The sequence below is a fragment of the Hyphomicrobium sp. genome (assembly GCF_035548195.1).
Lineage (GTDB): Bacteria > Pseudomonadota > Alphaproteobacteria > Rhizobiales > Hyphomicrobiaceae > Hyphomicrobium_B.
In genome coordinates, this window is record NZ_DASZTY010000017.1 from 413104 (window position 1) to 426185 (window position 13082).

14 protein-coding genes are annotated in these 13082 nt (G+C 58.9%); 4 read left to right on the forward strand and 10 right to left on the reverse strand.

The features are described 5' to 3' along the window. Nucleotides 1–33: 33 nt before the first annotated feature. The 3 genes from VHB22_RS06445 to VHB22_RS06455 all read right to left on the reverse strand — a co-directional run bounded on the left by VHB22_RS06445 (nt 34) and on the right by VHB22_RS06455 (nt 3548). A complete protein-coding gene (locus tag VHB22_RS06445; RefSeq protein WP_325456126.1) occupies nt 34–1566 on the reverse strand; it encodes an undecaprenyl-phosphate glucose phosphotransferase in 1533 nt (510 codons plus the stop codon). Between the two features lie 63 nt (nt 1567–1629). Continuing rightward, nucleotides 1630–2793 carry a glycosyltransferase family 4 protein gene (locus VHB22_RS06450; protein WP_325456127.1) on the reverse strand — a complete coding sequence of 388 codons (1164 nt, stop codon included), beginning with the start codon at nt 2791–2793 and terminating at the stop codon, nt 1630–1632. 38 nt (nt 2794–2831) lie between these two features. Beyond that, nucleotides 2832–3548, reverse strand: a complete 717-nt coding sequence (locus tag VHB22_RS06455) for a polysaccharide biosynthesis/export family protein (protein ID WP_325456128.1) — start codon at nt 3546–3548, stop codon at nt 2832–2834. A 231-nt stretch (nt 3549–3779) separates the two neighbouring features. On the opposite strand from VHB22_RS06455, the gene VHB22_RS06460 reads away from it, so the two are divergent. Both VHB22_RS06460 and VHB22_RS06465 read left to right on the forward strand, forming a co-directional pair. Then, complete coding sequence (locus VHB22_RS06460; protein ID WP_414652711.1) at nt 3780–5942, forward strand: GumC family protein; 2163 nt, start codon at nt 3780–3782, stop codon at nt 5940–5942. Between the two features lie 43 nt (nt 5943–5985). Then, the gene (locus VHB22_RS06465) at nt 5986–7104 is read left to right on the forward strand and encodes a polysaccharide deacetylase family protein (RefSeq protein ID WP_325456130.1); all 1119 of its coding nucleotides are present in this window, start codon (nt 5986–5988) and stop codon (nt 7102–7104) included. Here the strand turns inward: VHB22_RS06465 and VHB22_RS06470 are convergent. Further along, nucleotides 7073–7282, reverse strand: coding sequence for a DUF2842 domain-containing protein (locus tag VHB22_RS06470; RefSeq protein WP_325456131.1), 210 nt, complete (start codon nt 7280–7282; stop codon nt 7073–7075). The two genes, VHB22_RS06465 and VHB22_RS06470, sit on opposite strands and share 32 nt — an antisense overlap. A 117-nt stretch (nt 7283–7399) precedes the next feature. On the opposite strand from VHB22_RS06470, the gene VHB22_RS06475 reads away from it, so the two are divergent. Continuing rightward, nucleotides 7400–8488, forward strand: a complete 1089-nt coding sequence (locus tag VHB22_RS06475; RefSeq protein WP_325456132.1) for a COX15/CtaA family protein — start codon at nt 7400–7402, stop codon at nt 8486–8488. A 7-nt stretch (nt 8489–8495) separates the two neighbouring features. On the opposite strand, the gene argC is transcribed toward VHB22_RS06475, so the two are convergent. The 4 genes from argC to rplM all read right to left on the reverse strand — a co-directional run bounded on the left by argC (nt 8496) and on the right by rplM (nt 11312). Next, the gene (argC, locus tag VHB22_RS06480) at nt 8496–9446 is read right to left on the reverse strand and encodes an N-acetyl-gamma-glutamyl-phosphate reductase (RefSeq protein WP_325456133.1); all 951 of its coding nucleotides are present in this window, start codon (nt 9444–9446) and stop codon (nt 8496–8498) included. A gap of 1 nt (nt 9447) precedes the next feature. Next, on the reverse strand, nt 9448–10203 hold the full coding sequence (locus tag VHB22_RS06485; RefSeq protein WP_325456134.1) for a TerC family protein: 756 nt from the start codon (nt 10201–10203) through the stop codon (nt 9448–9450). Nucleotides 10204–10366: 163 nt separating this feature from the next. Further along, entirely contained in the window at nt 10367–10846 is a 480-nt protein-coding gene (rpsI, locus tag VHB22_RS06490; protein WP_325456135.1) for a 30S ribosomal protein S9, read from the reverse strand. A gap of 4 nt (nt 10847–10850) precedes the next feature. After that, entirely contained in the window at nt 10851–11312 is a 462-nt protein-coding gene (gene rplM, locus VHB22_RS06495; protein WP_325456136.1) for a 50S ribosomal protein L13, read from the reverse strand. A gap of 278 nt (nt 11313–11590) precedes the next feature. On the opposite strand from rplM, the gene VHB22_RS06500 reads away from it, so the two are divergent. Further along, entirely contained in the window at nt 11591–11842 is a 252-nt protein-coding gene (locus tag VHB22_RS06500; RefSeq protein WP_325456137.1) for a hypothetical protein, read from the forward strand. Between the two features lie 113 nt (nt 11843–11955). Here VHB22_RS06500 and VHB22_RS06505 read toward each other — a convergent pair whose 3' ends face one another. Further along, nucleotides 11956–12579, reverse strand: coding sequence for a hypothetical protein (locus tag VHB22_RS06505; RefSeq protein ID WP_325456138.1), 624 nt, complete (start codon nt 12577–12579; stop codon nt 11956–11958). Nucleotides 12580–12593: 14 nt separating this feature from the next. Next, a partial coding sequence (locus VHB22_RS06510) for an IS1595 family transposase (protein ID WP_325456139.1) occupies nt 12594–13082 on the reverse strand: 489 nt, incomplete at its 5' end.

Consider the following 13082-nt stretch of genomic DNA (forward strand, 5'->3'; position numbering starts at 1 on the left):
CTTTGATTGTAAGTGCCGTGAAGGCGCGCGCAATCAGTACGCGCTCTTCGTGTTGAGCAGGGCGAACGGCGTTTTCAGAAGAATGTAGAGGTCAAGGAACACGCTCCAGTTTTCGATGTAATGGAGATCGTGCTCGATGCGTTTGGTGATTTTTTCTTCCGTATCGGTCTCGCCGCGCCAGCCGTTGATCTGGGCCCAGCCCGTGATGCCGGGCTTGACCTTGTGGCGGGCAAAATAACCGTCCACTACCTCGTCGTAGAGGTGTCCGGCGGCCTTTGCCTGCACGGCGTGAGGGCGCGGTCCGATGAGCGAAAGATTGCCCTTTATGACGTTGAACAGCTGCGGAAGCTCGTCGAGACTCGTCTTGCGGATGAAGCGCCCGACACGGGTTACGCGCGGATCGTCCTTCGTGACGAGCTTTGATGCGGTCGCGTCGCATTGGTCTACGTACATAGAACGAAACTTGAAGACCTCAATCAGCTCGTTGTTGAAGCCATAGCGCTTCTGGCGGAAGAAAACCGGCCCGCGGCTTTCGAGTTTTATGGCGAGCGCGATGAGGAGCATCAACGGTGTTACGACGGCAAGCAACAGAGTGCCGACGATCTTGTCGAAGAGCCACTTCGAGACATAGTCCCAGTCGGCGATCGGCTTGTCGTGAAGGTCGATCATTGCGATCGAACCAAGGTGCGAATAGGTTCGCGGAGAAAACCTCAAGCCGCTGGCGCGCGCGGGCATTTTGACATCGGCGGGAAGTACCGACAAACGTCCGACGACGTTCGATAGCCGGCCTTCGGCTGCTAGCGGCAGCGATACGACGACGAGGTCGATCTGGTTTCTGCGGCTCATGGTGATGAGGTCGCTCAGATTGCCGAGGCGCTGATAGCCGGCAATCTCGCCAGGTGCGCGGCCATCGTTGCGGTCGTCGAAGATGCCTGCGACGCGCACGATGGCGTTGCCGTCGGCTTCCAGCTCCTGAAGAAGGGATTCCGTCAACGGGCCGGCGCCGTAGATTGCGACACGCTGATAAAGGCGGCCTGTACTTGCCGCTTTGCGGACGAACCAGCCCGTGATCAGCCGTTCCGTCATCACGAAAAGCGCACCGGAGACGAACCATGTCGCCAGCCAGACGCGGGACACTTCCGATCCGATCTTGAGGAAGAAGATGCCTGCCACGAGAACCGCGAATGCGACCGTCCAACCGAGCATGATGGCCGGCAAGCTTTTGATGGAAGTTGAGAGCGCACGAAGGCTGTAGAGATCGAGCAGCCCGAAACTGACGACTGCGGCGGCGCCGACCAAGGCTGTCGCAAAAAGATATACGGTGTTCTGGAGAACGCCCTGTTCTGAAACGTAGAGGTGCGCGATCGCCAATCCAAGGATCGTCACGAGGAGAAATTCGACACAGCGAATGCTGCCGCGAACCACGACAGGTGAGAGCGTCCGAAGATGTGCGGTGCGCGCGGTATCGGCCAGTTTCGCTGTTTTTGTTTGAAGCGCCTGGGTCGCCGATTTGGCAGGTGCAAAGAGATCCGTAGCTGACGAATTGAATTCGAGGGTGAGTGACATTTCCAATGCGCGTCCCGTTTCGATGAACGTGACGCTGGAAAAGCAGATCGCATGCCATGCCGGTTAACCGCGATGGCTTTGCAACTTTGCGGTGGGCTGGGTCAGCAGGCCGGGCCGTTCCGATAATACGCCGTAAAAGCTCAAAATCGCGTCCGTCATCGCTGTTACTGTGAACTTTTGTCCTACCTTTTGTCTCAGCGTCTCGGCGCGTGCGCGGAGGGTTTCAGGATTGTCCAATCCAAATGTTAGTGATGCAACGATAGCCGACACGCTTCCCGCTTCGATCAGCGGCGTGTCCGTTTCCGCAACGATTTCCGGAATGCCGCCGACATTCGTTGCGATGAGGGGCAAGCTGGCTGCTGCTGCCTCCAGAACGACGTAAGGGAAGCTCTCGGCGCGGGAGGGGACGACCATGATGCGGCCGAGCGCGAACGCTTCGCGGATCGGCAGCGCACCCGTAAAGCGCACGCGTTCGTCCAGTCCCAGAGCTGATGACATGGCCTTGAACCGGGTTTCGTCGGGGCCTGACCCGACAATCGTTGCGGTAACGCCTCGATCCTTCATTTCGGCGAGCGCAAGGAGCAGGACGTCGATGCCTTTGAGATCGCGAAGTTCGCCCACAAACAGAACATCGCTTGCGTCGGGATGTGGCTCGACCGACGCGAAATCGGCAGGCTTGAGGCCGTTGGAAATGACGCGTTGCGGTGCACCCTTAGCGCTAATGCGCTCGCGGTAGACCCGTGCGGCATGCGCGCTTTCGAAAATCAATCCGGTCGTCATCGACTCGAGGGCGCGTTCGATCATCATTAGGACGCGTTGCTCGATCGAGCCCGGTTTCAGGTTCAGGCTGCCGCCGTGCGGTGTGTAAAATGATTTGACGGTGCGTCCGCGTATCGAAAGGCTTCGGGCCGCGAGACGTGCGTAAGCCCCGCCCTTGGCTCCATGACCGTGCAACACATCGAGGTCGAGCTTTCGGGCATGGGACCAGACAGCACGGACAGCGGTAATGTCTCCAATGCCCGGCTGGCGGGGCATTGGGATCCGTGCGATTCCGAGTGAGAGCTTCGATGAGATCGCCGCAAACTTGGTGGCTGTTAGCGTGTCTTCGGCGTTGCTGTCGGCGAGAATGCCAACGTCATGGCCGCGGTTTGCCTGCTCCTCCACCACATCGAGGACGTGGCGGAAAAGACCGCCGACCGGCGCGCGGAGACAGTGGAGGATACGCATGCTGACCTGCCCGGGAACGCGGAAAGGTCTGATGCTTCTCAGAAATATCTCTCAAAGACGTAAACGGTATCGCCCGGCCTGACGAGGGCATCGCCCGGCACTTCGAGTTCCCGGATCAACCCATCGGTCCTGCGGGTGATACGGAACGACCGTTGGCTGGCGCGCTCGGTGTAGCCGCCTGCAATCGCGACGGCCGTCTCAACCGTCATGCCCGAGACGTAAGGGAACTGGCCGGCGTTTCTGACTTCGCCGAGAATGAAAAAGGGCCGGTTTTGCTGGATGTCGACGGTCACCTGCGGGTCTTTGACGAATTGCGTTCCAAGACGCGCACGGATCGCGGCTTGCAACTGGTTCGTCGTCCTGCCTCGCGCTCTGACGTTGCCGATGAGCGGGACCGCGATCCTGCCTTCGTGGTCGACGATGTAAAGGCGTGAAAGACTTGGTTGACCGTATACGAATACGCGTAGGCGATCGCCGGTATCCAGCCGATAGGGACCGTCCGGATCTGCGACCGTTTCGGATTGGATAACTGCCGGCGTTACAATGGGCGGGCCCCATGCGCCCGGGGCCGTCGAAGCGGTCATTATCGGGACGGGCCGATTGTCGGCTACCGCCGCGCGGACCGGCGGGGAGGTTTCGGCTGTTGCGCCCGGAAGCCCGGCATTGAGGTCGGAAATCAGTCCTGGGCCAGAAGCGCAGCCGCCGAGCAGCAACGTCACCGCTGACGCAGCGAACACGAGGGAACGTACCGACATTTGAAAAATTTGCCCCGCTACGAATACAACGTTCGCGAGGTTAGTCAGCCGGAGTTAATAAACTCTGAGAGCGCGCTTTTTTTTGAAACGCTTAAGGACTTGCTAACCGCGACGACCGATTACTCTCAAGGTCTTTAGAACCTTCCATCGAGTAAAGTTATGCGGTCTCGCGGTCACGCTTCGCCTGATGACATCGATCTGGGGTCGGTGTTTCATTCATTGAAGAGAAACATGCGATGGCTGATCCCTGCGAGCTTAGTGCTCGGCAGCATGACTTACGCAATCCTTTCGTTCGTCGCTCCACGCTATCAAAGCGAAGCCGAACTTGCCATCGTCGCGAAGGGGGTGGCGGGGACTTTTGCCGATCGCAATTCCGCTGCGGGTCCCGATCTTGTAACGACGCGCATGGATAAGGAAGCGATCAACACGCACGTCCGCGCGATGCAATCTCCGGAGCTGATGGAGAAGATCGCTAACGATCTGAAGTTGGCGGAGCGGCCGGAATTCAACTCCGCGCTGGGTCCAGTCGATAAGCTCGACGCCGTGCTCCGGTATTTTGGTATCGGCGGCCCGAGAAAAGGCGAGACCACGCGCGATCGTGTGCTCGACGCGTTTCGAAATCGCCTCGAAGTCTATGCGGCAAAAGAGAGCCGCTTCATCGGTGTACGCATGACGTCGAACGACCCGGCGCTTGCGGCGAAGATTGCAAACGCTCTTGCTGAAAATTATCGCGCATCGCTCGCGGAGCAAGGCGTGTCCGAAGTCGATGACGTTCAGAGCGTCCTTGAAGCGAAGGTCAAGAAGCTTTCCGCGGAAGTTGCGGCCGCAGAGACGGAGGTCGATCGTTACCGCGGCAAGATCGATGGTTTCTCCGGTGGTACGCAGAACATCGGCCTCAATGCGCAGCAAATGTCGGAATTGACGGCCGAGCTGACGAAAGCGAAAGCGGCACGCGGGGAAGCTGAGGTTCGGGCCAAGTCGGCGCGCGAGATGGTCAAGCTCGGGTCGGCCGATCAGCTAGCCGATGTGCAGAAATCGCCGCTCATTCAGAATCTGGTGCAGCAGCGCGTGCGCATCGAGCGGCAGATCTCGGAGCTTTCCGCGACGTTACTGCCGGGGCATCCTCGCATGAGGCAACTGCGCGCCGATCTCGCCGGTCTCAAGGTTCAGATTAACGGCGAGATCTCCAAAATCGTCGATAGCCTGGAGAAGGAAGCGAGTGTTGCCAAAGGCCGCGAGGAGAGCATCGAGCAGAGTCTCGCGGACATCAAAGCGCGCGTCGTGACGAATGCGCCGGAAGAAGCGCAGCTACGTCAGTTGGAAGCGACGGCGAAAGCCAAGCGGACGGAGCTTGAGAACATCCAGGCGCAACTTGAATCGAACCGTAAACGGCTCGATGCGCGCGCGCAGCCAGTCGCGGCGCAGATTATTGCCAAGGCACAACCCGAAAGCGTCCCGGTATTTCCGAGGAAGGGTGCACTTTCTGCTTTGATCACGCTCGCATCGTTGATGTTCGGCACTGCGGCAATCGTTACGACTGCGCTCTTCCGTGAGGCTCGGCGCAGCTCGGCGAGTGACGTGCCTCACGCAAAATCTGCGATATCGGCGCCGGTAGGGAAGCGGTGGGAACCCTCTCTGCTGCCGCAAAGTGAGCCCTTGCTCCGCGAAATGTCCGATGATGCCGAAACGGCGCCGCCGCTGGCAGCGCCCGTAGCGGCGCCTGCATCAGCAGCGGAACTAACCGACGTCGAAGCATTGGCTGGCCGGCTGGTCAACTCCCGCCATGCAGATAGTGGTCACCGGACGCTGCTCGCGGGTGAGGCCGACGCCGTCGATCCAAAACAGGAGGCAATGGACCTCGTAGAGAGGCTGACCCAGAAGGGCGCGCAAGTCATTCTTATTGACTGGAACTCAGAAGGGCGCGGCATCGCGAAAGCCATCGGCCTCGATCCGAATGTCGGGTGGAATGAGCTGCTGCGGGCGGAGGCTACCTTCGGAGAAATCATTCAGCGCATTCCGGGAAGCTCTGCGCACGCGATCGCCAGCGGTAAAGCCCTGGGCTTCACCGCGGATGCGATCGACCGCGAAAGGCTCAATCTCGCGCTCGATGCACTCGACGAAGCTTACGATCATATCGTCGTTGCCGGGACTCATGACGAGGCGCGGAAACTTTTCGAGATGATCGAAGGCCGTTTCGATACCGGCGTCGTCGTTGCGGAGGCGCGAGGAAATGGGGCCAAGCGCGAGATCCCCGCAGGGACGTTCCTCGATTTCGAAGTCGCGGATATCGATGTCGTTCGCCTCGAACGCACGCCTTCGCAAACTGAGGCCATTCATCCCCGTATCGCGCGCGTTACGCAGCGGCGAAATTTTGAATTGGTGCAGGGGGCGTGACGGCCGCGCGTACCGAAACAGAAATAGATGACGAAGTTCACCGATGTCTCGCCGCACAACCAAGCTTCTAAAGGTTGCCCTATCGACCCTCCACTATAGTGGAGCCGATCGGCTTGCTGCGCCGTTCACCGGGGGCAATGGGGTCATTTTCATGTTGCATCAGGTCGTTCCTGGTGCGCCGCGCGCGTTCGAACCGAACGGAATTTTGAAGGTATCGCCGGATTTTCTCGACGACGTTATCCGACAGGTGCGCGCGGCAGGATACGATGTCGTCCCGCTGGATGAGGTCAGAAGCCGTCTCGGAGGCACGTCTCGGAAGCCGTTCGCTGTCTTTACGCTAGACGACGGCTACAAGGATAACCGGGATTTCGCGTATCCGGTTTTCAAACGGCATGCGGCGCCATTCACTATTTATGTACCCACTGCTTATGCAGATGGGCACGGTGAACTTTGGTGGCTGGCGCTTGAAGAGGCGCTGCGGAGGTTGCCGCGCGTCGAGATCGAACGCGACGGCGCGGCGCAGGTCTACCCCCTCGCAACAGACGCGGAGAAAGCTTCCGCGTTTCACGCGATTTACTGGTGGCTTCGCAAGATGCCCGAGGACAGCGCTCGCACCGTCGTTCGTGGCCTCGCGGCGAAGGCTGGGTTTGATGTCGGCGCACTGTGCCGAGATCTTGTGATGAACTGGGATGAAATCCGGACGCTGGCCAAAGATCCGCTCGTGACTATCGCGGCGCATACGACAAACCATTTTGCGCTTGCCAAACTTTCTGACGAAGACGCGCGGCGAGAGATCGCCGACAGTGTCGCACGTATCGCACAAGAGCTCGGCCGGCCTGTCCGGCACTTTAGCTATCCCTATGGCGATGAGGGGAGTGCCGGGGAGCGCGAGTTCGCTATTGCGCGTGAGCTTGGCTTGGAAACGGCAGTGACGACACGAAAAGGCCTGCTTCGGCTTTCGCATGCGGGTTCTCTGACGGCGTTGCCGCGTCTGTCGCTCAATGGCGATTATCAGGACGCACGTTACGTCAAAGTGCTGCTCTCAGGCCTGCCATTCGCGTTGCGCGATGGTTTGAAGGGCGCGCTCCGGAAGATGAGGCAAGGTGCTCGCGGGGGCGTAAAGGGTACCGTCAGCTATCCGGCTTCTGCATCCACGAGATAAGCATGCCGGCCGGCAAAACCCAGAGCAAGCCGGCGACGATATAATACGCCAGCTCGGTGAACTTGTTAGCATTGTGCACCTGCAGCACAATGGCGACGGCCATGGCGATCAGGGCATAAACTGCGATCATTGCAAACATCGCGATGGTACCCACGAATTTGCGCTTGCGCTGAGTCATAGAGGTTGAGCTACAGGGTCTCAGGCCGCGTGGCAACCGCGCCGGATGGGCGCATTGTTCCAATTCCGAGACGGAGTATCACACCGGCAATGGGTTCGTTGAAGGATATTGCTCGCAATGGCGATGGCTCGTGCTGCAGATGATCCTCGAAACGTTGCTGCCGCGGGCGGCGTCACTGGCGATCGCGCCGTCTCGATCTGGCTGTGGTCTGTCGCGGCGCTTGTCATTGCGATGGTCGTCGTTGGGGGCGCCACGCGACTGACGGAAAGCGGGCTCTCGATTACGGAGTGGCAGCCCCTGCTCGGGGCTATTCCCCCCCTCAATCATGCGGATTGGGTGGCAGCGTTCGAACGGTATAAGCAAATCCCACAATATCACATCATGAACCAGGGCATGACGCTCGATGCGTTCAAGTCGATCTATTGGTGGGAGTGGAGCCACCGGTTTCTCGGCCGCTTCATTGGCGTCGCGTTCGCTGTTCCGTTCGTTTTTTTCTGGCTGACCGGGCGTCTCAAGAAAGGCAGCGGGCTGAAGTTCCTCGGGGTGCTGGCGCTCGGCGGTGTGCAGGGCGTTATCGGCTGGTACATGGTAAAGTCCGGACTTGTCGATCGCGTCGACGTTAGCCAGTACCGCTTAGCGCTCCATCTGACCACGGCCTTTGCAATTTTAGGTCTGCTCGTCTGGCTGGCGCTCGACGAGTGGCCGGATGCGGCTCGACGCACGGCGGGCATGGTGACACCCACGATCCGGCGCATGGGAATTTTCATCGTTGCGCTGGTCGTCACGCAAGTGGTGCTTGGCGCGTTCGTCGCCGGGCTTAAAGCCGGATTTATATACAATACGTGGCCGACGATGGACGGCCAATGGTTTCCCAGCGACTACTGGACGAAGCCTGCGTTTCTGACCTTTTTCGAAAGCCATGCAGCGGCGCAGTTCAATCATCGTTTGACGGCTTATTTCGTCGTGTTCGTGGTGCTGACGGAACTGTGGTTCGTTCTGCGTTCGCCGGTCGATCGGCGTGTGCGCACCACCGGAATTGCGCTTGCCGGTGCGGTTCTGGCGCAGGTCGGACTGGGCATTGCTACGCTGTTAGCGCATGTGCCGCTGGAGCTCGGCGTCGCGCATCAGCTTGGCGGCGCGATTGTTTTCGTGTTGGCGATCGTGCACCTGCATGCAATCCGGCGCGCGGCCGCCGCCGCCGCTTGACCGGGGTCTAGCTAAGGCCGAGCATCAGCTTGATATTCTGGACGGCGGCCCCGGCCGCGCCCTTGCCGAGGTTGTCGAGCCGCGCGATGAGTACGGCCTGGTTCAGTTCGGGTTTGCCGAAGACGAAGAGTTCAAGCTTATCAGTATCGTTCAGTGCTTCGGCTTCGAGCCGCACGAGATGCGCCGTTGGTTCCGCGACGACGCGCACGAGGTCGCTTCCCTGATAGCGCTCCCTGAGAGCAGCCTCGATATCCTGCGGTGAGGGGCTGCCTGGCAGCGTATCGAGATGGAGCGGAACTGAGACAAGCATGCCCTTGTAATATGCCGCGACGCTCGGCACGAAGATCGGCCGCCGCGTCAATCGCGCATACTTTTGCAGTTCCGGCACATGCTTGTGCTCAAGACCGAGGCCATAAAGCTCGAACGATGGTGCCGTCCCCGCGTCGTAGGCCTCGATCATGCTGCGCCCACCGCCCGAATATCCTGAGACCGCATTGACGGTGACAGGATAATCGGCGGGGAGAATGCCGGCGTCGACTAAGGGCCGAATCAGCGCGATCGCGCCCGTCGGATAACAGCCAGGATTGGCTACGCGCGTGGCATGACGAATGTCATCCGCTTGCGTTGGCGTCATTTCGGAAAAGCCGTAGACCCAGCCGGGCGCAACGCGATGCGCGGTCGAAGCATCGATGATCTTCGGCGCATTCGGTCCAAGCTCGTCTGCATTGGCGACGGCTTCGCGTGCGGCGTCATCCGGCAGGCAGAGCACGACGAGGTCGACGCTGCGCATCATCTCTGTGCGCGCAGCCTTGTCCTTGCGGTGTGCGGGATCGATGCTCTTGACGGCAAGGCCGGTCGCACCCGCGAGGCGTTCGCGGATTTCGAGGCCGGTTGTGCCGGCTTCGCCGTCGATGAAAATCGTGGCGTCTTTCGCCATTTGCGATGTCACCGCTGTCATATCAGCCGCCAATGCCTAGCCGATGCTTGATACCTTGCCAGATCGATTCCGAGCAACCGACGCCGTAGTTGAGACAGGCGATCCGATGGCTGTCGCGATAGATCATGTCGAGCGCGACATAGAGAATAATGAGAAGGCCGATCCACGCGATCCAAGGGTAGCGCGCAAGGAGTTTGGCAATGTAGTTCGATGCGACGGCCATCAAAACGATGGCGATGGCGAGGCCGATGACGAGCACGAGCGTCGATTCTCCTGCGGCGCCTGCCACTGCGAGGACGTTGTCGAGCGACATCGAGAGATCGGCCAGGATAATGGTCCAGAGCGCGCCCCAGAACGTCGTCGCATTGGGGTGCGGCATCGACGAGGCCAAGTTCTTTTCAACCTCGTGGATAGAGTGCGTATCCGCCTCGACGATCTGCTTGTACATCTTCCAGCAGACGAACAGGAGCAGGATGCCGCCGGCCAACGTCAGTCCGATCACCTGCAGCATCTGTTGGGCGACGCTGGAGAAAATGATCCGCAACACGACGGCGCCAAGGATGCCCCAGAAAATGACCTTGGTGCGCATCGATTGCTCGACGCGAGATGCTGCCATGCCGACGACGATAGCGTTGTCGCCGGCAAGCGTCAGGTCGATCATCAGGATGTTGAACAGCGGCACGGTGTGGTGGCGCCACCAATGGGGAGAGAAGAGATGGGCAATATCCGTGGCAAGCGCCGACAATAGTTCGTTGATGCCGTGCAGCAGCCAATCCATCTGTCTCTCCGAAAATCCCGGCTGCGAGCGCCACGGGTCATTGACGAGAATATGCCGGTATGTGGCATCGCGCCGACGGTCCGGCAACCCTTTTGACCGCCGCACGCGCAAACAAAACAGCCCGCCGGTGGCGGGCTGTTGCAGTCTCCGAAGGTCTCGGCGCTTAGCGCTTCGAGAACTGGAATGATTTTCTCGCCTTCACCCGGCCATACTTCTTGCGCTCGACGGTACGGCTGTCACGCGTCAGGAAGCCTTGCTTTTTCAGCACGCCGCGGAGTTCCGGCTCGTAATAGGTCAGCGCCTTGGAGATGCCGTGACGGACGGCGCCAGCCTGGCCCGAGAGGCCGCCTCCTGCGACAGAAATACGAATGTCATATTGTGTCGCACGGTTGGCGATGTTGAGCGGCTGTTGCAAGAGCATCTGAAGAACAGGGCGAGCGAAATACGCCTTGAAGTCCTTTTCGTTGACCGTGATCATGCCTTTGCCCGGTTTCAGCCAAACGCGGGCGACGGCATCCTTGCGCTTGCCGGTGGCGTAGGCGCGGCCGAGCTTGTCGAGCTTCTGCGTGCGAACCGGGGCGGCCTCAGGCGTTGCACCTTTGACGGTTGCTAAATCGGCGAGGGTCTTCGTTTCGGTCGTCATGGTCTCAGACCCTCACATTCTTGCGGTTGAGTTTTGCGACATCGAGCTTTTCCGGATTCTGCGCCGTGTGGGGATGCTCACTGCCTTTATAAACGCGCAGGTTACGCATGATCTGGCGATGGAGAGGTCCGCGCGCCAGCATGCGTTCCACGGCTTTCTCCAGGATACGCTCGGGGTGCTTGCCGTCAAAGATCTGGCGCGGCGTACGCTCCTTGATCCCGCCCGGGTAGCCGGTGTGTTTGTAGTAGATTTTGTCATCGCGCTTGGCGCCGGTGAAGACAACCTTCTCGGCGTTTATGACGACGATGTTGTCGCCGCAGTCGACATGCGGCGTGTAAATCGCTTTGTGCTTGCCCTTTAGGCGCGTCGCGATGAGAGCGGCGAGGCGGCCGACAACGAGCCCTTCGGCGTCGATGAGGACCCACTTTTTCTCCACCGTGGCCGGCTTGGCGACATAGGTAGACATTTGATTTGAGGCTCCTTGGCGGATTGGACCGGCAGGCGCCAGCGCGAGCTGACCTGATCCGTGAGCGGTCCGGAAAGCGCGATTGATACCCGAGAATGCGCTCCGAATGCAAGTTCAAACGAGCCGAAAGTAGCAGAAAGTCCCAAAATATGTGCGATTTTTTCGTGAGGTATCCTGATACCGCATATACGGTATTTTATTACCGCATTGATCGGCAGGTATATCGGCTTTACAAACCCAAGGCGGCATTCAACCTCTGCACGAGCGGAGGTAAACGGATGAGCCGCTTACTTTTTGGATTTAGGGGCGGCCTTTTTGGCCTTTGCCATTGGCGCGGACGCGATAGCAGTCAGCGTTCGTTCGAACGTTCGTTCGGAGTCGTCCGTTCCGAGTTCACGCGCCTTGTCGATGAACTTCTGGCGTTGGGTTCGCGTGTCTGCCGGTTCGGCTTTGGGCTTGGGCATGTCGCCTCCAGTGAGAGCGTCAGTTTAGGCGATTTGCTGGCGCGCCGCGAGGTGCGTCATGGGTAAGAAAAGGAAGATAACGAAACAGAAGCTGTCGTGGGTCAAAGATAGTACGGGCTTACAAAGGGGAGATCGAGTAGTGGTCAAACGCGCGGGCCAAAAGCCGAAAGCTACTAAAGTCATTCGGGTTTTTTAGCGGTAGCAACCTGCACCCTGTGGTTGTCATCGGCATTTCGCAGCGTGCAGAGCATCACCTTCTTCTCTGAAATGGCGATCATTTGTATCGCCAAATGATTTGCGATTTTTTGGCCCCAACTTGATATTTCCGGAAGGTTTATCTCCATATCGATCGACGTCGCTGAAGATAGAAGTTTCTTTATGTTTCCTCTATGCAAGAACTTGTGCGTCTTCCCATAGAGCGACAGAAGGTCTTCTTTTGGGAGCGGCTGTGGATGCAAAATATTAAGTTCGAACTCGAAAGAGCTTCCCACCTGTATCCGTGTTTGTTTGCACGCGATCGGATAAAAGTGAGGACGCAGCTCGGAAAGGCGCGCTAAAATTTCTTCTGCTGAGTACGCCCTACCGGTCCGGTGCGACTGCAAAGATGCAATGTCGCCATGTGCGACGAGACAGCCAAGCGCGATCAGCTCGCACAACATGCGAAGTTGAAGGTAGCAGAACTCTCGAACAATCGGATTGGGAAACCCGGTGCGCCCGTTGAGTGCCGCGCTCGTGCAGTCCAACCGGAGCTTGACCTCTTCCATCAGGCTCGCATAGAGGCGAAGTTTCTTTTCCTCAGACATTAGCGCGTTACCGTTTAAGCCGCTGGCTCGGAACTTTCGCTTCCGACGTCAGGCCGTCGGTATGTCAACCGCTTGCCCTTTGCGCCTGCGATGGCACGCAGGGCGCGCGCCTTGTCATCAACGCCGCAAGCAATCCGGTTTGAATACCGGAAATCGAACTCGGCCAAGTAGCGATGCAGGTGCTTTTCGCTGCAATGCTGATAGACGCCCTTCATGCCCCGCTTGAAGATCGAAAAGTAGCCTTCAACCGTGTTCGAATGAATTTCGCCGCGACCGTACTGCCCCGCCGAGTGATTGACGAAGGCGTGCAAAAACTCCTTGTCGAGGTTGCGATAGTAGCCCGCGTCATCAGTGATAATGCGCGCCTCTTTCGCAAGGTTTTCGCGGATGATCGGCAGAATGTTTTCCTGATTGGCGGCGTCGATGTGAAAGCTGCGGCTTTCGCCATCGCGGCTGACGAGCGTCAAGACGACGTGCTTATGCGCAGTGCCGCGCGTGACCTT

Coding starts and splice junctions, on each gene's coding strand:
- VHB22_RS06470 (WP_325456131.1), bottom strand. CDS start 7,282: ATGACTCAGCGCAAGCGCAAATTCGTGGGTACCATCGCGATGTTTGCA.
- VHB22_RS06445 (WP_325456126.1), bottom strand. CDS start 1,566: ATGTCACTCACCCTCGAATTCAATTCGTCAGCTACGGATCTCTTTGCA.
- rpsI (WP_325456135.1), bottom strand. CDS start 10,846: ATGACGACCGAAACGAAGACCCTCGCCGATTTAGCAACCGTCAAAGGT.
- argC (WP_325456133.1), bottom strand. CDS start 9,446: ATGACAGCGGTGACATCGCAAATGGCGAAAGACGCCACGATTTTCATC.
- VHB22_RS06505 (WP_325456138.1), bottom strand. CDS start 12,579: ATGTCTGAGGAAAAGAAACTTCGCCTCTATGCGAGCCTGATGGAAGAG.
- VHB22_RS06500 (WP_325456137.1), top strand. CDS start 11,591: ATGAGCCGCTTACTTTTTGGATTTAGGGGCGGCCTTTTTGGCCTTTGC.
- VHB22_RS06455 (WP_325456128.1), bottom strand. CDS start 3,548: ATGTCGGTACGTTCCCTCGTGTTCGCTGCGTCAGCGGTGACGTTGCTG.
- VHB22_RS06460 (WP_414652711.1), top strand. CDS start 3,780: ATGCGATGGCTGATCCCTGCGAGCTTAGTGCTCGGCAGCATGACTTAC.
- VHB22_RS06475 (WP_325456132.1), top strand. CDS start 7,400: ATGGCGATGGCTCGTGCTGCAGATGATCCTCGAAACGTTGCTGCCGCG.
- VHB22_RS06485 (WP_325456134.1), bottom strand. CDS start 10,203: ATGGATTGGCTGCTGCACGGCATCAACGAACTATTGTCGGCGCTTGCC.
- VHB22_RS06465 (WP_325456130.1), top strand. CDS start 5,986: ATGTCTCGCCGCACAACCAAGCTTCTAAAGGTTGCCCTATCGACCCTC.
- rplM (WP_325456136.1), bottom strand. CDS start 11,312: ATGTCTACCTATGTCGCCAAGCCGGCCACGGTGGAGAAAAAGTGGGTC.
- VHB22_RS06450 (WP_325456127.1), bottom strand. CDS start 2,793: ATGCGTATCCTCCACTGTCTCCGCGCGCCGGTCGGCGGTCTTTTCCGC.